The organism is Lactobacillus sp. OTU4228, assembly GCF_001006945.1.
Taxonomy (GTDB): Bacteria; Bacillota; Bacilli; order Lactobacillales; family Lactobacillaceae; genus Lactobacillus; species Lactobacillus amylovorus.
Genome location: NZ_CDLD01000038.1, coordinates 119,162 through 136,898, shown reverse-complemented (window position 1 = coordinate 136,898; position 17,737 = coordinate 119,162). Strand labels below are relative to the sequence as shown.

At 40.5% G+C, this 17,737-nt stretch carries 19 protein-coding genes and 2 pseudogenes; 16 read left to right on the top strand and 5 right to left on the bottom strand.

What is annotated here, in order from left to right; translation table 11 throughout:
- Nucleotides 1-149 precede the first annotated feature (149 nt).
- From BN1206_RS08300 to BN1206_RS10255, 5 genes and pseudogenes are all read left to right on the top strand, one after another.
- Nucleotides 150-1,040 (top strand): metal ABC transporter solute-binding protein, Zn/Mn family, encoded by an 891-nt coding sequence (locus BN1206_RS08300; protein ID WP_052543243.1) that lies wholly within the window; start codon nucleotides 150-152, stop codon nucleotides 1,038-1,040.
- Nucleotides 1,041-1,074: 34 nt separating this feature from the next.
- Nucleotides 1,075-1,722, top strand: a complete 648-nt coding sequence (locus BN1206_RS08295) for a metal ABC transporter ATP-binding protein (protein ID WP_014566187.1) — start codon at nucleotides 1,075-1,077, stop codon at nucleotides 1,720-1,722.
- The gene (locus BN1206_RS08290; protein WP_013438651.1) at nucleotides 1,722-2,516 is read left to right on the top strand and encodes a metal ABC transporter permease; all 795 of its coding nucleotides are present in this window, start codon (nucleotides 1,722-1,724) and stop codon (nucleotides 2,514-2,516) included. The genes BN1206_RS08295 and BN1206_RS08290 overlap by 1 nt, the downstream gene beginning before the upstream one ends.
- A 100-nt stretch (nucleotides 2,517-2,616) precedes the next feature.
- On the top strand, nucleotides 2,617-2,910 hold the full coding sequence (locus BN1206_RS08285; RefSeq protein ID WP_013642475.1) for a hypothetical protein: 294 nt from the start codon (nucleotides 2,617-2,619) through the stop codon (nucleotides 2,908-2,910).
- A gap of 1 nt (nucleotide 2,911) precedes the next feature.
- A pseudogene (locus BN1206_RS10255) lies at nucleotides 2,912-3,571 on the top strand (DUF4767 domain-containing protein).
- A gap of 69 nt (nucleotides 3,572-3,640) precedes the next feature.
- On the opposite strand, the gene BN1206_RS08275 reads toward BN1206_RS10255, so the two are convergent.
- Nucleotides 3,641-4,006, bottom strand: a complete 366-nt coding sequence (locus BN1206_RS08275) for a pyridoxamine 5'-phosphate oxidase family protein (RefSeq protein WP_013438647.1) — start codon at nucleotides 4,004-4,006, stop codon at nucleotides 3,641-3,643.
- A 352-nt stretch (nucleotides 4,007-4,358) separates the two neighbouring features.
- Here BN1206_RS08275 and BN1206_RS08270 point away from each other — a divergent pair, with 352 nt between their 5' ends.
- The 3 genes from BN1206_RS08270 to BN1206_RS08260 all read left to right on the top strand — a co-directional run bounded on the left by BN1206_RS08270 (nucleotide 4,359) and on the right by BN1206_RS08260 (nucleotide 7,181).
- Nucleotides 4,359-5,873 (top strand): L-lactate permease, encoded by a 1,515-nt coding sequence (locus BN1206_RS08270; protein WP_052543242.1) that lies wholly within the window; start codon nucleotides 4,359-4,361, stop codon nucleotides 5,871-5,873.
- Between the two features lie 72 nt (nucleotides 5,874-5,945).
- Entirely contained in the window at nucleotides 5,946-6,683 is a 738-nt protein-coding gene (locus tag BN1206_RS08265; RefSeq protein WP_052543241.1) for a CPBP family intramembrane glutamic endopeptidase, read from the top strand.
- 165 nt (nucleotides 6,684-6,848) lie between these two features.
- Nucleotides 6,849-7,181 carry an ATP-binding protein gene (locus BN1206_RS08260; RefSeq protein ID WP_013438644.1) on the top strand — a complete coding sequence of 111 codons (333 nt, stop codon included), beginning with the start codon at nucleotides 6,849-6,851 and terminating at the stop codon, nucleotides 7,179-7,181.
- 53 nt (nucleotides 7,182-7,234) lie between these two features.
- On the opposite strand, the gene pepF is transcribed toward BN1206_RS08260, so the two are convergent.
- Nucleotides 7,235-9,031, bottom strand: coding sequence for an oligoendopeptidase F (gene pepF, locus BN1206_RS08255; protein ID WP_052543240.1), 1,797 nt, complete (start codon nucleotides 9,029-9,031; stop codon nucleotides 7,235-7,237).
- 161 nt (nucleotides 9,032-9,192) lie between these two features.
- Here pepF and BN1206_RS08250 point away from each other — a divergent pair, with 161 nt between their 5' ends.
- Nucleotides 9,193-10,425 (top strand): LCP family protein, encoded by a 1,233-nt coding sequence (locus tag BN1206_RS08250; protein WP_013438642.1) that lies wholly within the window; start codon nucleotides 9,193-9,195, stop codon nucleotides 10,423-10,425.
- A gap of 66 nt (nucleotides 10,426-10,491) precedes the next feature.
- Nucleotides 10,492-11,181 carry a DUF554 domain-containing protein gene (locus BN1206_RS08245; RefSeq protein ID WP_052543239.1) on the top strand — a complete coding sequence of 230 codons (690 nt, stop codon included), beginning with the start codon at nucleotides 10,492-10,494 and terminating at the stop codon, nucleotides 11,179-11,181.
- Here BN1206_RS08245 and BN1206_RS08240 read toward each other — a convergent pair.
- Nucleotides 11,156-11,734, bottom strand: a complete 579-nt coding sequence (locus tag BN1206_RS08240; RefSeq protein ID WP_052543238.1) for a GNAT family N-acetyltransferase — start codon at nucleotides 11,732-11,734, stop codon at nucleotides 11,156-11,158. The two genes, BN1206_RS08245 and BN1206_RS08240, sit on opposite strands and share 26 nt — an antisense overlap.
- Nucleotides 11,735-11,859: 125 nt before the next feature.
- Between BN1206_RS08240 and BN1206_RS08235 the strand changes: the two genes are divergently transcribed.
- From BN1206_RS08235 to BN1206_RS08220, 4 genes are read left to right on the top strand one after another with little or no spacing between them, the layout of a single operon-like run.
- Nucleotides 11,860-12,234 carry a 6TM ABC transporter family protein gene (locus tag BN1206_RS08235; RefSeq protein WP_013438639.1) on the top strand — a complete coding sequence of 125 codons (375 nt, stop codon included), beginning with the start codon at nucleotides 11,860-11,862 and terminating at the stop codon, nucleotides 12,232-12,234.
- Nucleotides 12,235-12,242: 8 nt separating this feature from the next.
- On the top strand, nucleotides 12,243-13,784 hold the full coding sequence (locus BN1206_RS08230; protein WP_052543237.1) for an ABC-F family ATP-binding cassette domain-containing protein: 1,542 nt from the start codon (nucleotides 12,243-12,245) through the stop codon (nucleotides 13,782-13,784).
- 10 nt (nucleotides 13,785-13,794) lie between these two features.
- Nucleotides 13,795-14,565, top strand: coding sequence for a threonine/serine exporter family protein (locus BN1206_RS08225; RefSeq protein ID WP_013438637.1), 771 nt, complete (start codon nucleotides 13,795-13,797; stop codon nucleotides 14,563-14,565).
- Between the two features lie 3 nt (nucleotides 14,566-14,568).
- Complete coding sequence (locus BN1206_RS08220) at nucleotides 14,569-15,054, top strand: threonine/serine exporter family protein (RefSeq protein ID WP_013438636.1); 486 nt, start codon at nucleotides 14,569-14,571, stop codon at nucleotides 15,052-15,054.
- A gap of 194 nt (nucleotides 15,055-15,248) precedes the next feature.
- Here BN1206_RS08220 and BN1206_RS08215 read toward each other — a convergent pair whose 3' ends face one another.
- Nucleotides 15,249-15,962, bottom strand: coding sequence for a C39 family peptidase (locus BN1206_RS08215; RefSeq protein WP_013438635.1), 714 nt, complete (start codon nucleotides 15,960-15,962; stop codon nucleotides 15,249-15,251).
- Nucleotides 15,963-16,056: 94 nt separating this feature from the next.
- Between BN1206_RS08215 and BN1206_RS08210 the strand changes: the two genes are divergently transcribed.
- Nucleotides 16,057-16,614 carry a hypothetical protein gene (locus BN1206_RS08210; protein WP_052543236.1) on the top strand — a complete coding sequence of 186 codons (558 nt, stop codon included), beginning with the start codon at nucleotides 16,057-16,059 and terminating at the stop codon, nucleotides 16,612-16,614.
- Between the two features lie 119 nt (nucleotides 16,615-16,733).
- Here BN1206_RS08210 and BN1206_RS08205 read toward each other — a convergent pair.
- Nucleotides 16,734-16,928, bottom strand: a pseudogene (locus BN1206_RS08205) (class Ib ribonucleoside-diphosphate reductase assembly flavoprotein NrdI); the annotation flags it as partial.
- A 159-nt stretch (nucleotides 16,929-17,087) separates the two neighbouring features.
- On the opposite strand from BN1206_RS08205, the gene BN1206_RS08200 reads away from it, so the two are divergent.
- Nucleotides 17,088-17,708: an LVIS_2131 family protein gene (locus BN1206_RS08200; protein ID WP_013438633.1), complete on the top strand. Its 621-nt coding sequence runs from the start codon at nucleotides 17,088-17,090 to the stop codon at nucleotides 17,706-17,708.
- The last annotated feature ends 29 nt before the right edge of the window (nucleotides 17,709-17,737 follow it).

Below are 17,737 nucleotides of genomic sequence, written 5' to 3'. Positions count from 1 at the left end.
AAAAGCGATAGCATCAGGGTTAATGAACCTTGGTGCTATTTGTCTATCTGTAAATATATTGACACACCATAAAATCTAGCTTATGCTTACTTTAAATCAGAAAACTTGCTGAAATTCTGATTTAAATGCTTTTTTGTTATGGAGGTTTTATGCAAAAATCTAGAATTACAAAACATATTTTTATTTTGGGCTTACTGAGTGTAGTGATGCTACTGCTTTCTGCATGCTCAAGTAGCCAAAAGTCTACAAGTAGTGATAAGGTATCGATCGTTGCGTCTACTAACGTTTATGCCGATATTGCCAAAAATGTGGCAGGCAAGTACGGAAACGTGCAAGCTGTGATCAAGAACAGCGCAACTGATCCGCATGATTTCGAACCAACTACGGCTGATGCCAAGGAATTATCCAAGGCCAACATTATTGTGGCAAACGGCCTAGGCTACGATGACTGGATGAATAAATTAGCTAGTTCAGTTAACAAAAAGCCAGTTTTAGTGGGTGAAGATTTGATGCACCTTAAGAAGGGTGACAACCCCCATATTTGGTACAATTTAGATATGCCAACTAAGTACGTGAACTATTTAGTTAAGCGCTTGTCCAAGTTGCAACCAAGTCATGCGGCTTACTTTAAGGCTAATGGTAAAAAATACCTAGCAAAGATTGCGCAAATTAAGCAGCTTGCTAAATCAGACAAAAAGGACGGCAAGCCAGTTTACGTTAGTGAGCCTGTCTTTGACTATGCTTTGCAAGAAGCCGGCTACAAGATCGGTGACAAGGACTTTGAAAAAGCCGTGCAAAATGGTACTGATCCCAGTCCTAAGACTATCAACAAAATGACTAAAGAAATTGAAGATAAGAAGATCGCTTTCTTCGTTAATAACACGCAAGCAAGCAGTTCAACTGTGAAGACTTTTGTTAAATTGGCCAAAAAGAACAATGTGCCAGTGCTCAGCGTGCGCGAAACAATTCCGAACAACACAACTTACTTGGATTGGATGAAAGAAAATTATCAGAATTTAGCTAATATTAGTAAGCAATAAATGAGCTAATTTAGCGAGTAAAGGGGATGCTAAATTGATCTTAGATGTGAATGACCTTTCAATGAGATTTGATACAAAGACCGTCTTTCAAGATTTGAATTTCAAGCTTGAAGATGGTTCAATGACTGCTCTGCTTGGTCCAAACGGAACAGGAAAAACTACTTTGATTAAGATTTTGATGGGGATGCTTACACCAACAGGCGGTAGCTATAAATTCTCATCAGACGTCAAGCTTGGCTATGTTCCACAATTTAGAAATATTGACTCAGAATATCCTCTTTCAATTCGTGCCTTTATCGAATTGAACGCTCCACTTTTTAAGACTAAAAAAGTAAAAGAGCAAATCGATCGTCAAATTACTGAGACGCATTTGGACAAAATTCAAAATACGCGCATGGGTGAAGCTTCAGGTGGGCAAAAACAACGTGCCTACTTGGCGCAAGCGCTACTCGACCGTCCTAACATGATTATCCTGGATGAAGCGACAGCGAGCCTGGATCCGGCTGCTAAGGAAGAATTAATGGGCCTGATCAAACACTTGAATCAGGAACACAAGATTACTGTGCTATTTGTAACGCACGATATACCGCTGGCTAAAAAGTACATGAGCGATTATCTGTACTTAAACAAGGGGACGATCAGACAAGGAAAGATGAAAGACTTTAAGGAGGATTTTGAATGATGCTTCAATATGAATTCATGCGTTATGCCTTCTTAGCAAGTACTTTTATTGCGATCACCTGTGGTGTGGTTGGCGTGTACGTTGTAGCGCGTAGTTATGCGTTCTTAGCTCACACCTTGTCAGAAATCGGTTTTGCCGGTGCTGCCTTTGCGGTGTTTATCGGTATTGCGCCGTTATGGGGGATGCTTTTGTTCACCTTGCTTGGTGCGATCAGTGTTGGCGAATTGTCCATGCACAGCGATCAAAAGGAATCATCAATTAGTGCGATTTCAGCACTATTTATTGGACTAGGCGTTTTATTCCTGGCGATTTCTGGTTCCAATAGCCGTTACGCTACGAACATCTTGTTCGGTAGTATCATCGGTGTAGATCGACAAGGTGTAACCCAATTGGTTATCTTGTCCGTCATCGTTTTGTTGATGATCCTTTTGTTGCAACGGAGTTTGAACTTCGATTCCTTTGACCATATCGGCGCTGCTGCGCACGGTATTCATACCGGTTTTGTTGGCATCGTCTTCTTGGTTGCAATGGCTATGTCTGTTGCAATTGGTGCGCAGATCGTTGGTTCATTGCTAGTATTCATTTTGTTAACACTGCCATCATCGACGGCGCGTTATATCGGTAAAACGATCCCCGCAATGATCGGCTGGTCAATCGGCTTTGCATTAATCGGTGTATGGGCCGGACTTTACTTGGGCTTTATTACTAATTGGCCAGTTACCTTCTTCATTGCTACGATTGAAGTTGTGATTTACTTGGTTGCTTACATGGTTCACGTCATTAAGCACCGTTAAAAAATAGAATCAAAATTATCAAAACGCATTAAGGAACGATTTTCCTTGATGCGTTTTTTGGTGCTAAAATCGAAACTGTTTGATAAGGGGGAGATCTTGAATGAAAAAGTGGATTGCGATAATTGTAGCAAGTATCGCGGGAAGCTTCAGTACTTCTGCTTACACGAGCTACTACATCAACAATACGGATAAAATTGGGGTTCAACCAGGTGGTGCCAACTTAGGGTTAGATGGTCCTAAGAAATATAAGTCTAAGGCCGAATTGATTAAAAAGTATGCACCTTACAAGAATGACGTTGACCAAATTTTGCAAGGCTTGGAATACAACAAGGCACAAATGAAACAAATTTCTAAAAAATTGAATAAACAAGCAGAAGAGGAAACCAACAAGTAAAATGAATAAAGTAAGAAAAATCTGTCTAATCATAGTTGCTTGCGTTTTAGTGATTGCAGCAGGAGTCGTGGTATATCTCACTGTTCAAAGTGGAAAATCATCGAACTCTGCTTCTGAAGTTGCCACAAGTAAAAATAAGCATAAAGGTTCAAGCACTAGTTCTTCATCTTTATCACAATCATCAAGTAGCGAAGAAAGCAGCAGTGATGATCAAAGCAGTAAATTTGCGCAATCAGGTTGGAGCAGTGATCAAGAAGCCCAACTTGCAAGCTTCATGAACCGATTTGGTACCAAAATGAAGCAAAAATACAAGGAATATAACGGCCAAGAATCAATTGAAACTTTAGCTGGTGAAAAATATCCGGACGACTTTAATAACCGGACTTTTAAGATGTATTCCGATAATAGCAAGAAGACAGAGACAATCAACATCGGCTGGGATCCATCTTTGAAGAAGGACTATGATTACCACGTCGTTTCGATCTTCAACTGCAATGTTGGCAATCCTGAATAACATATTACTTATTTGTTCAGCGTTCATGATGGCCAACCAGTTGCTTTAGTTGATCAAACCACTAATGGTTCTGACTGCATGGTCAAGGGAACAGCCAACCAAGAAGTTAGAACCGCATTTGCTAATATTTTTGAAGGCAATAATTAAAAAATAGAAAATACAAAAAATAACCAGACTGAATCTCCAGCCTGGTTATTTTAATTTAGATTGGGAAAATTATTCGTAGATTTCTTCGATATCAATATCTACAACGTAAGCAGCAGGTGCGCCGCCTTCAGTTGCGATCCTCTTTTGGTAATCGTCATCTTCGTGAATGTGAGCAGTACCCTTGATACGAACGTTGGTGTGTGATGGAACGTCAGCAACCACAACAGCAGCCTTAGAACCGTTCTTCAAGTCTTCGTATGCATGTGCCTTGGTCTTTTCAAGGTATTGTAAGTGACCGTTATCAAGCACCTTCATTGATTGCTTAGGACCAACTTGTGGTTCACCGTTCTTGTCAACGGTTGAAAGGTAAGCTAAGTGGGTCTTGAAGAATTCGATTTGTTCGTCAGTAAGTTTAGTTGCGTCTAATTTTTTCATGTTGTGCCTCCTGTATTTGACTTATTGCCTATAGTATAAGAGCAATTTAAACTAAAAGAATTGACATAGGTCAAGAAAAAGCAATTTTTTCTATCAATAATCTGTATTATAGAAAGATGCATACAGAAAGTCTATGAAAACGCATTAAAAAAACTGCTCTATTCCGAGGAGCAGTTTCAAAAATGATGTGAGAAATTTTACTTTCCATTAAATGTTATATATTTTGTGAGCTAAACTTGCAAGCAAAACTTTTATAAATTGCAATAATTCGTCAAAATGAGTTTCAAATTTTTATTTTTTGTTCAAAAATGATTAAATATATTATTAGAGAATTTTTTGATGGAGATATACGATGTGGATTAAATTTGCAATAGCATTGATACCAATTATCTGGCTGATCATTTCGCTGGGCGTAATGCGTATGTCTGCGGCTCGTGCTTGTATAATTGGACTTGTTTTAACGGTTTTATTGGCAATCTTTAGCTTTAAGTTGTCTGTACCGAATACGCTGACGGCAGCCCTAGAAGGAATCATCATGGGTATCTGGCCGATCATGTTCGTAATCGTGGCAGCGTTATTTGCGTACAATGTGACGACTGAATCAGGCGGGATGAAGACCATCCAGGACATGTTAGCCGCTATTTCTACTGACAAGCGAATCATTGTCTTGATCATTGCTTGGGGCTTTGGTGGTTTCTTGGAGTCAATCGCTGGCTTTGGTACCGCTGTTGCAATTTCTGCGGGGATTTTAATTTCGTTCGGCTTAGAACCAATTCAGGCTTCTGTCATCAGTTTAATTGCCAACACGACAGCTACTGCCTACGGTGCAATTGGTTTGCCTATTTTGACATTAGGTGAAGTAACCAACTTGAATCAAGTGTCATTATCTTTCCTTGTTTCACTGCAGTTATGCATCTTAGTAGTACTTGTGCCATTTATCTTGGTAATTTTAACCGGTGGTGGTTTAAAAGCAATTAAAGGCGTTGGCTTTATTACCTTGATGTCAGGATTGGGCATGGCTATTCCCCAGGTAATTGCGGCTAGATTCGTTGGTGCGGAACTTCCTGCAATCGCCGGTTCAATCTGCTCTACTGCCGTAACTATTTGGTTAACTAAGTGGCATAAGGATGAAAAAGAGTCAGAGGTTGAAAGACCTGATAATAAGACATTGCTTAAAGCATGCTCTACTTTTATTTTGATCTTTATCTTCGTAATTTTGGCATCTTCGCTTGTTCCACCAGTTAACAACTTATTGAACAAGGCAACCACAAACTTGGTTGTTTACACTGGTAAGAACCCTAACACACTTTCAATTAGCTGGCTTTCATCACCAGGTACATTGATTTTGATTGCTACTCTTATTGGTGGCACGATTCAAGGCGTTAGCTTCAAACGCATGATGCAAATCTTAGGTAAATCAATCAAGGCCGTAGGCATGACCACAGTTACGGTTTGTGCGATTGTTGGTCTTGCCAAGGTGATGGTTTACGCTGGTATGACTGATGCTTTAGCTGTAGCTTTGGTTAGCTTGCTTGGCCCAGTTTACCCATTGTTTGCGCCACTTATTGGTGCTCTTGGAACATTCCTTACTGGTTCTGCAACTTCTGCCAACGTATTGTTTGGTAACTTGCAACTATCGGCAGCGACTGACTTGGGCGTAAATAAGTACTGGGTTGTTGCTTCGAACATGACTGGTGCGACAGCAGGGATGCTTTCACCACAGAACATTGCGGTAGCGACCGGTGCAATTCACCGCGAAGGTGACGAAGGTGGAATTCTGAAGGAAACTGTCAAATGGGGTAGCCTGTACTTGGTTGTCTGCTGTGTGTTCTTGTACATTACGGGATTACTGACAGGTATGATTTAAAGTTAGAAAAATAAAAAATGAAGGATCTGCTATGATGGCAGATTCTTTTTTGATACAATGATTTGGATTTAATTGGAGAAAGAAAAACAAAAAGAGGGAAGATATGAAAAACGCCACTATTTAGCCTTGGCCGATCAAATTGATTTTAATGATCAAAAGCAGACTAAAACTGTTTTAGTTAAAATGATCTGGCTCGAAATTATTTTGCAAATCTGCTATCAAGCTTATCCATTTGTGACCAAATATCTTATTGGAAATAGGGTACTGAAGGATGTATTTGTAGCTATTTACTTAATTGTTTTTACAATGGCTGCATTGCATTTTGGACTCACAACTAAGGTATTTGATAAACGAGTAAAAACACATAGGGCTGTTAAAGTTCTGACGGCTGTTTACTTTGTGCTTCTGGGATTAATGGTAGTAATGAATATCTTCACCCATAGCATGGTTTTCAAATTACCAGGACATAAAATTGTATCTATTGCATTGATTGCCTTATCTGCTGCAATTTGTTCAGTGCTATTTGGATTGTTTCATTTGATTAATTTATTCCATCAGCCACTCGTTTCCACAATTGGACAAATAATTTTTGCAATGGCACTTGGCTTTATACTCAGCTATTTGCGTATTCTTTCAAATGGAATAATATTCGGTATAATTGTGCACTTCTTGCAGGATTGTTCTCCTCAGGTGGCAAGCTCAAATACGGGAAATTCAAACATTGCCTTTGTTTCAGCAGTGTATATTCCAGTAAGTATTTTTATGATGATTTGTACTTATCTGTTTAATCGTCAATTGAATAAAAAATAAATAAAAGGCTCTTTGTTAATGCTGTAGGCATTTTCAAAGAGTCTTTTTAGTAATCTTCTTTTAACCATTTCTCTATTTTTTGAGGTGTATCTAATTTTTATACGGGTATATTTGATATTAATTTTTGTAACTTTACTTCATCTTTTGCACGTTGAATAGATTCTTTTGAAAAATCAGACATTAGGATCAAATTATCGTGATAATTTAGGTCATCAGATTGAGAACATTGTCTTTATTGAACTTCTTCGCAGAGGCTACAATGTTGACGTAGGCGATTATTCTGGTAAGAAGATCGATTTTGTTGCCAGCAAAGGTAATGAAATTAAGTATTATCAGGTAACAGAACATTTACCAGAAGGGAGTACGCGTGAAACTGATAATTTACGCTATATTCCTGATGGATATCAAAAGACAGTATTATCATTGTCACAGTTTGATGAAGGAACGGTTGATGGTATAGCTGTAAAATATTTGATCGATTGGTTATTAGAAGAATAAATAAAAAGATGATAGTTTCACGTGAAACATATCATCTTTTTTGCTATTAATATTTACTTTTCAATCAAGCTTTCAAATTCGTTCAAACGCTTTTCAAAAGTCTTGAAGGCATCTTCCAAGTAGTCAGGCTTAGTCATATCAACACCAGCATGCTTCATGATTTCAGTTGGATAATCACTTGAACCTGCCTTAAGGAAGCCAAGGTATGCCTCTCTATCAGCGTCAGTACCATGAACCACCTTGTTAGCCAAAGCTGTTGCAGCCGCAAAACCAGTCGCATATTGGTAAACGTAGAAGTTGTAGTAGAAGTGTGGAATACGTGACCATTCAAGCGCAATGTCGCCGCCTGGTTCAACGCTATCACCGTAGTAGTGTTGGTTAAGTTGACCATAAACGTCATCCAAAGTGTCGGCAGTAAGTGGTTCACCCTTAGCGTCAGCTTCATGGATAAATTGTTCAAATACGGCAAATTGAGTTTGACGGAACAAAGTACCCTTAAATGAATCAAGGTAGTAGTTCAAGATAAAGGCACGCGTCTTAGGATCAGTGATGTGGTCCAAGAAGTATTCAGTCAAAATGTTTTCGTTAGTGGTTGAAGCAATTTCAGCTACGAAAATTGGGTAGTCACCATAAACGTAAGGTTGGGTGTTACGAGTGTACCAAGAGTGAACTGAGTGACCAGTTTCGTGCACTAATGTGTAAAGTGAATCAACGTTGTCTTCCCAGTTCAAAAGTTCATATGGATCAGTATCGTAGGCACCACCAGAGTAGGCACCAGTGACCTTGTTCTTTGATTCCACAACGTCGATGACGCGGTTGTTAAAAATGTAATCGACGTGCTTCAAGTAGTCTTCACCAAGTGGAGCGAGTGCCTTCTTAGCAACTTCTTTTGCTTCTCCGAAGTTATAGGAAAGAGCAGGTTTACCAGTTAGTGGCACATACATGTCCCACATTTGTAAATCTTTGAGTCTTAAAATCTTCTTACGTAGCGCAACATAACGGTGGAGTAAATCAAGGTGAGAATCAACTTCTTGAATTAAAGTGTCGTAAACCTTGGTAGGTACGTTGTTTTCAGACAATGCAGCTTCGCGAGCTGAGTCATACTTGTGCACCTTAGCGTTATAGTTGTGCTTCTTTACCACGCCAGAAAGCGTAGAAGCAAGTGAGTTTTGGAATTGGCCATAAGCGGCGTAAAGTGTGTCAAAGGCGCCTTTTCTGACGTCACGGTTTTGTGATTGGATCAAAAGTGAGTATAAACCGTCAGACAATTGTTCCATGTTGCCGTCTTCGTCTTGCACGTAGCCGTATTCCATGTCGGAGTTGGTTAAAACGTTAAAGGTATTTTCTGAAACACCCATTGCGTCACTAGCGTCAGCGATGATCTTTTCTTCTTCAGCTGGCAAAGTGTGAGGACGCTTGTTGGTGATCGTTTCAAGGTAGTGCTCGTAGTTCTTTAAGCGAGGTTCGTCCTTTTTAAATTGGGCTAACTTGTCGCTAGGGATGCTCAAGATCTCAGGGCTAATAAAACTAGTGACAGCTTCGAATTGGTTAGCCAAAGTTTGCACGCGGCTAACGTAGCCTAAATAGTGTGAGTTAGAAGTATCAACGTCACTAGACATAGTGGCATAAACGTAGATGTTTTCGACATCGCGTTTAACTGCCAAGATCTTGGTTAAGCCTTCGTACAAATCTTTACCAGACTTAGTCAAAGTACCTTTCAATGCTCCCAGCTTTTCAACATCGTCTTTTGCTTTGTCAAAAGCTGCTTCCCAGTCTTCATCTGTCTTAAAAATTCTGGTTAAGTCCCATTTCAAATTTTCAGGGACTTCATTTCTTGTTGGAATTGCCATAAATTCTTCCTCCGTTGTTTCAATTTGTTTACATATTAACTTGTTGTACAACTGAACACAAAAAATAAGTTATTATTAATTATCGATATTTTTATTTTATCTAGAGATTAAAAGTGATACAAATTAACTTGTATTAATTTTGAAGGGAAACGATATCAAGAATGGATCCAAATTCCAAACGCCGGGAAGGTTATCGCAATAAATCTACTGCGCTTAACCTTCACCGCAACCATGCTATTGCAGCAGATAGTTCTTCATATAAACCGGGTAATATGTTTGCTCGATTCATAGGATTAGTTGCTTTAGTAGCAGTCTGCTTGGGTGTAGCCTGGGCAGCGCATATGTATTTTACGATTCATAGTGCAATTGATGGCAAGGGTGGCGGCCCAATCGCTAACTCAGCCAAGATTGTAAATAAACAACCAATTTCAGTTTTAGTTTTAGGGGTTGACCAAGGGATCGAAGGTCGTCATGACCGAGGAAATTCCGATACTTTGATTTTGGCAACGGCTAATCCGCAAAAGAACACAGCTACAATGACCTCAATCCCACGTGATACCTTGACCGATATTAAAGGAGACCCAGGCAATAAGTACTTTATGTTTAGGGTGAATTCAGCCTATGAAATCGGTGGTAGTGCGGCCAGCGTCAAGACCGTTAAGAGTATGTTGAATGTGCCAATTGATTATTATGTTGAAGTTAACATGAAGGCGCTGCGCAGCTTAGTTAATGCGGTCGGTGGTGTTGATGTTAACGTGCCATTTGACTTCTCATACGACTGGTGCGACTTCCATAAGGGTAAGCAACACTTGAACGGCCGACACGCCGTAGCTTATGTTCGAATGAGAAAAGAGGACCCACGTGGTGACTACGGTAGACAACTTCGTCAACGGCAGGTAATCACAGCGATTGCCCACAAGGCGATGTCAGTGAACACCATTAGTAACTACCGTAAGTTGGTGGATATCTTTAATAAATATGTCAAAACCAACTTGTCGTTCAACGATATGCTTAGCTTAGCGCTGAACTACCGCGGCTGCATGGATAACCTGAAGAGTGGCTACATTCAAGGCCACGATGCCTGGATCGATGGTGCCGCAATTCAAGTAGCTTCAACTGAAGAATTGCAAAAGACTTCTAACAAGCTTAGAAGAAATCTAGGCTTGGAAACTCAAACGTTGAACAATGAAGAAACACGTCAAAATGAACTAAATGAACAAAATAACGACATCAAATGGGACGATCCGGCGGCGTTTACTAATTACCGGATTTATGATCAAAATGAAAATAAAGCGGTAACTGATTCAAACTCTGGCTATGGTGAAAATAGTAATAGTTCATCGTCATCAAGTTCGTCGAGTTCAAGCAGCAGTACGTGGAAATTTCACTGGTAAAAAATTAACAGCATCCCCAAGGGATGCTGTTTTTTGCGCTAAAATAAAAATAGGGAGTGAAAAAAGATGATAGGAACAATCATTAACACAATTGCATTACTCGTCGGCACGTCCATTGGCTGCCTGCTCAAGAAAGGCTTAAACAAAGGTTTCGAAGACGTTTTATTCATCGCAATGGGTCTAGCTGCACTCGGTATCGGCTGGGAAAATGTCACCAACAATATGCCAAAAAGCCACTATCCCGTTTTGTTCATTGTCAGTCTAGCGCTAGGTGGCATTGCTGGTACTGCACTCGATATCGCTGGCCATTTTGATCGTTTAGTCGACAGGGTTGGTAAGTCTAACCTAGGCAAAGGTCTAGCTACCGAGATTTTACTGTGCTGTATCGGCGCTTTATCGATCGTTGGACCCGTTATGGCGGCAGTCAAAGGTGATAACACCATGCTTTACACCAATGCTATGATGGACTTCGTAACGTCGATGGTCTTCGGTGCTAGCTTCGGTTGGGGGATGCTGCTGGTTGCACCGGTACTTTTCTGCTGGCAGGGCAGCATTTATCTCGTAGCCAAATTCCTATCGGCTAGTTTCTTCACCGGCCCACTTGTAGCCGAGATTTCGATCGTCGGTGGTTTCTTAATCGCCTGCTCAGGCTTAGCCCTATTAAAAATCCGCGACGTCAAAACGTTGAACTTTTTGCCATCGCTACTTGTTCCGCTTATCTTTTTTATAATTAAAGATCTGACTGGCTGGTTTTAGTCGGATTTATTTTTCTAAAAATCTGACCATCGTCACTGCCATGAATCAGCTTAGGTCGAACGCCCATCAACTTGAAATCAGCGTGTTCAGCAACGCGGCTGCTTGAGCCATTTTGTACGGCAGCAATCAAATCCACATACTGCAAATTTAACTCGTGAAAAGCGTATTGGCATAGTTCTGTAACGCTGCGTGTAACGATACCGTTGCCTTGGAACTTGCTGGAGAGCCAGTAGCCAATCTCGCCTTTTTTATTTTTGACTAAATTATGCAGATCGATCATGCCGGCAGGTTGGCCGTTAACCAAAATTGTGAGCACGATCATGCGCTGATTGATCATGTCTTCTTGGATCTTTTTAATAAAAGCAGCTTCATCTAAAGGAGACTTCATCTGGTAAGCCCAAGGCAGCCACTTGCCGATGCTGGCCCGATCATCTGCGATAGCATGATAAAGATCGACTGCCTGCCAAGCTTGCGGCATAGCAAGACTAATTTTAAAGTCGTCAATATTAAAGTGAATCAATGAAAAGTAATAATGTGTTTTTTCTTGGGTCATAGTTCAATCTTTCTACAAAAATAATGTTACAGAGATTATACTTAATCTATCATTAGTTGCAAAGCCTACTAATTTTTGATAAGTTCAATAAAGTTATAGTGTCTCAATAAAAGAAGGGAAAAATTATGCAAAAAAAAGAAAGTATCTTTCCAGTTATCTACGGGATAATTTCCGCACTCATTTCTTTTATCGCCGTCGTTTTTATTTGTTTGCATACGTTTAAATTAAACTTACAGCTGGCAATCATCGTCGCTGGAATTTTTGCGATTTTTTTCTTCGGCCTGTCTTACTTTAGAGGACATGCATCAGTCGAAATTAAGCGAATAGTTTACAAATATAAGCTGACCGACCAAGAAGTAGCCAAGATTACGGGTATGAAGGCAAGCGACTTTCCAATCTATCACGATCGCTTGCAATTGATCTTGCCTAAGAGATACTGGCCAAGAGTTCTTGATGCGTTACAAAAATATGAAAAAGAACGCGAATCGGCTGAGGAATAAGAGGGAAAATGAGTTTATTAACTGTTAAAGACTTAAGTCAAAGTTTTATCGATAAAACTTTATACGAAGATGCCAACTTTGTTTTAAATAAAGAAGACCACATGGGGGTTACCGGTCAAAACGGGGTAGGTAAATCTACTTTAATCAAGATTTTAACTGGCGAGATCATCCCTGATGAGGGGCAAGTTAAGTGGCAAAACAAGATTGATGTCGGTTACTTGGATCAATACGCTAAACTGGCACCGGGTGTCACCATCCGCGGTTTTTTGCGGACCGCATTTGATGATTTATACAAAAAAGAAAAGGAATTAAACGAGCTCTACACCAAATACGCCGAAAATGGCGATGATGCTTTGCTTGAAAAGGCAGGGAAGATTCAAACCTACCTTGAAGAAAACAATTTCTACAACATCGACACCGAAATTGAACAAGTTGCCGCTGGTTTAGGTTTAGCCGACCTCGGTTATGACCACGATGTTTCTAAATTATCTGGTGGTCAACGTTCTAAGATTATTTTGGCTAAGCTTCTTTTGCAAAGCCCAGACGTTTTGGTTCTAGACGAACCAACCAACTACCTTGACGTGTCCCACATCGACTGGCTGGTTGACTACTTGAACAACTTCTCAGGTGCCTTCATCGTTGTCAGCCACGATTACGACTTTTTAGGCCGCATCACCAACTGTATTATCGACATCGACTTTGGTACGATTACGCGTTATACAGGTGCTTTGAAGCAGGCTTTGCGTCAAAAGGCAGCTAACCGTGAAACCTACCTTAAGGCTTATGCCAACCAGCAACGTAAGATTGCCAAGACTGAGGCCTATATCCGTAAAAATAAGGCAGGTACGCGTGCTAAGAGTGCCAAGTCACGTGAAAAGCAACTGGCTAGAATGGACGTTTTGACGCCACCTAAGAACAACCGTCGTGCTAAATTCGAATTTCCATATGTGGCTACGGCTTCTAATTTGCTTTTGCAAACGCAAGATTTGGTTATTGGTTACGACCATGCTTTGGTTAAATCAGCCTTCAACTTCTCAGTTGGTGGGGATGAAAAAGTAGCCATCACCGGTTTTAACGGAATCGGTAAAACTACCTTGCTTAAGACGCTTTTGGGTCAATTAAAGCCAATCTATGGGTCATACGAATTATCCGTTACGGCTAAATTGGCCTACTTCAAGCAGGATTTGACCTGGCCAAACAACAACATGACACCACTACAATTCTTGCAAGAAGAATTCGAACGCAAGAAGCCAAAGGAATTGCGTCAAGCGTTAGCTCGTATGGGCCTAACCGCGCAGCAAGCGATGAGTCCGTTAAAGGAACTTTCTGGTGGGGAACAAGAAAAAGTAAAATTGGCTAAGATGCAATTTGAACCAGCCAACTTGCTCTTCCTTGATGAACCAACTAACCACTTGGATAATGACACCAAAGACGCCTTGCGCAAGGCAATCATGAACTTCCCAGGTGGTGTAATTATCGTTAGCCACGAGCGCGACTTTTTCCGTGGTGATTGGGTAGATAAAACAATCGATATTGAAACAATGAATTGAGGCTGAGACTATGTCCGACAAAAAGGATACTCAATTTTACCAAGAAGTGTTAGACATTTGTCTAACGGCTGGCCGACTCATGATTGAAGGCGGAAGCGAAATGTATCGTGTTGAAGACACGATGCTGCGAATTGCGAGAAACGCGGGCATTGAAGATCCACGTGTCTTTGCGACGCCCACCTGTGTGTTCATGAGTCTTGATGGTGGCGATTTATCGCAGATGAAGCAGATTCGCGATCGGAACATCAATTTGGAATTGGTGGACCGGGTCAATAATTTGTCGCGTAAGTTTGCAGCTAAGAAAATTAATCTGCAAGAATTGCGCCAGCAGATTATTCAGGTCGCCAATGCGCCATCTTTTCCGATGTGGATGCAGGTCGTAGGAGCTGCGGTTCTTAGTGCGACCTTGATGGTGCTCTTTTTGGACGACTACGATTGGATCGATTTCCCGGGGGCAGCCTTGGTTGGTGCGGTCGGTTTCTGGGCTTACTGCGAGTTTAAAAAGTACACCAAGATCCGCTTTTTGTCGGAATTAGTCGCTGCAATGGTCATGGGTCTTCTTGCAATCGGACTGAATTATCTCGACCATGAAATGATCATCGACCACATTTTGATCGGGGCCCTGATGACCTTGGTGCCGGGCCTGGCTTTAACCAACGCCTTGCGTGACCTTTTTATGGGTGACCTGCTTTCAGGGATCGTGAGAATGTTCGAAGCAGCGCTGAGTGCCTTAGCCCTTGGCGGTGGTGTCGGTTTAGTGCTGAAGTTTGTGGGGGCTTAAAAAATGCCATTTTGGTTAGAGATCGTAATTAATGTCGTATTTTCTTATTTAGCCTCTGCGGGCTTTGCCTTAACCATTAACGTACCGCACCGTGCACTGAATTTTTCAGGGATTAGCGGAGTAGTGGCCTGGATGGCTTATTGGTTCTGCTTTCGTGCCGGGATGGGCAGAATGTTGTCGAATCTGCTCGGAGCCTTTTTGATCGGTATCTTGAGTCTGTTTTTTGCGCGGATTAAAAAGTGTCCGGTAACGGTGTTTAACATTCCAGCGTTGGTGCCGCTGGTGCCGGGGATGCCCGCTTATCAAGCAGTGCGTGCCTTCATAGTAGGCGACTATCTTCACGGTCAAGAATTGATCTTGCGGGTAGCCATCGTTACAGGTGCAATCGGGATTGGCTTCTTGCTTTCAACGATGTGTATTGAAGCTTTTTATAAAATAAAAAATGGTCATTTAAAGAAACTGCAGCTGTACATGAAAAAGAAAAGGTAGTATACTTTCCAGTTGACGAGTCGATTAATGAACGCGAGATGCGTATATTTATGAGATAGAGGACATCCGCCTTAAGTGGCAGACGCGGGAAGCGTCGATGTTGGGCACACTGATGTGAACAGTTTAATGCCCACATATGCTTATGCATGTGCCTTGAGTAAAAAGGACCAAGCTTTTGCTTGGCCCTTTTTGTATTATCTAATATATAAAGCTTGCCTTCCTTGCTGGTTGTAGCTAGCTTGCAAGTTCTTCCAATTAACAGGCTGATTCTTATAGCCATAAGGGTTGTTCACGTAGACAACTTTTTTCGGCTTACTATAGCCAGTAATCACGCAAGCGTGCGAAGATGGTGTAACGTTTACTTTGCCCGTATTGGTATCCCACGTTTGCATATTGTTAACCTTGTTAAAAGTGGTCGTGGTGATGATCATGACAGGGTGACCGGTTGAAACTAGCTTGAGCAGGCTCAAAAAATCGCTCCCTGTGATGTTTTCGATGTGGCTAGTATATTTACGCGCAACGTTGTAAAGCGGCTCGTTATAAACACACCAGCCGGCGTTGGCGATCGTCATATGACCGACGAATCCCTGGTGTGGATTGCCGCGGTATTTGCCACCATCGGTAAAGGAATCGACGTGCTGGATCGTTTCAGCTAGTTCATTTTTCGAAACCTTGATGCCATAGTAATTCATCAACATCGACAAGCTGGTAACCTCGCAGCCATTAGGCAGATCCGGCATTTGATTTTCGAGCGGAACGTTTAATTTTTGTTCCTGCTTCATGGTCATCCAGTTGATTTCATCGTTAATTTTATTTTTGTTAAAAAGATAAATAGCACCTATAATAAGAATTATTGCTGCTGGAATAATCCAAAATAGGTTTTTAAGATTAAATTTTTTCTTGTGCATGATTCTTATTCTAGCAAAATCCCATTAAAAAGATGACAAAAAAATTTTTTGTAGTATGTTGATAGTAAGACAAACAAAAAAAGGATAGTTTATTTTGAAGATTAATTTAAAAGATTTAAACGATAAAATTGAAAACCAAGACTACATTCAAGATCTTGAAACAGTAAAATACGCCGACATCAGTAAATCTAAAAGTAAAATCAAGCCTTACGCCAAAAAGATGGTCAAGGAAGTCGTAGCTGCATTCAAGCATGATTCATTAGTACAAACGCAACTGGCAGTAACCGGTCAACGTCCCGTTACTTTTGCACTTGAAACTAACATCATCAACTTGCCATATGCCAATTATAAAAAGGTGGCTAACTTCTTTGAAGAAGGCCAAGAATATGGCTTGAACGTCTATTTTGAAACACGTTCAGAATACGTTAACGTTTCTCACTTCAGAATCGATCAATTGGCAACTGAAGAAGAAATCGAACAAGACTCTGACGCAGTAGTTGATAAGTTGGTTGACGCTATCGTTGAAAAGATAAAGGTAGTGCGAGAATACAAGAAGCCTGAAAAGAAGACTGAAAGTAAGGCTAAAACTACCAAGACCACTACTAAGAAAAAGACAACGACCAAGAAGAAAGCTACAACTAAAAAGAAGTAGCGACAAAAATACCCAGGAATTTGTTCCTGGGCTTTTTCATTACTTAATTTCTTTGAATTTTGTTAGTGAATGATTATTGGTGTAGAAGAAGAAGTCTTCAAAGACTGCACTCTTGATTACACCTTTTTCACATCTTCATTAGTACCACTGAATTCTAGTAAATATAAAATGGGCACTTCCAAAGTTACTGCGATCTTCTTAGCGGTTTGAGCGAAAAGGTCGTTGAAGTTTCGGTTGCCACAACCAATAATTCCTATTAAGTTTTTCTTGTTGTCTTTATATGTTAAAAAATCAACGACAGAGTCCATCATGAAGCCCAGTTATTGAATAAAATGCAATTGCTACCATATTTTTCCCTAATAAATCTAATGTACCTATGAGTATCGTCTCACCTGTAAGCAAAGTATTCAATGTATCTGCTATTCAAATTTTTAATAAATTCCCCTATAATTAAAAGCAAGGAGGACGACGCAATGTTTAGTTGGAACATTATTGGGATCTTGATTTGGGTCGCAATTATTCTTTATTTAGTTTTTATCGTCCAGAATATCCGTCAACGGCGGATCAAGATGATTATCAAACAGCATAAACGCTTTACTTGGCCAAACTTTTTAATTAACGTAGTTGAAGTTGTTGTATTGCTAGTGGCAGCTGGCTGGATGTTCAATCAGACTTTTATGGACAATCCGGATTTGGAAGATGCTAACCGCATTACTTCAACCATTAAGTATGAACCATTGATTATGAGAACTGGTTCGGGCAATTCAAGCTACGTAACCATCAACTCTGATAAGAGAAAGAACGGTTCACAGACATATACTTTCTATCGTGCAGGAAGCAAGATTACGGCATCAAGTGACTATGCTTCAATTGCATACGGCAACACTGCACTTGATGTGGATGCCGAGAAGATCCCTTACGTTAAGAAGGATCTGACGAAGATGGATAAGAAATACCAACGTGCTTATGTTGCTATTTATACGGCATTTTATAAGAAAAACTGGCAAAACGGGATAGGGATGCACGCAGGGCATTTAGCTACGCGCTACTACTTGATCCGTGTACCAGATCAGAGCTTTATTAAGCAAAAATAGGCAAAAGAAAAACTAGATCAGTTAATTCT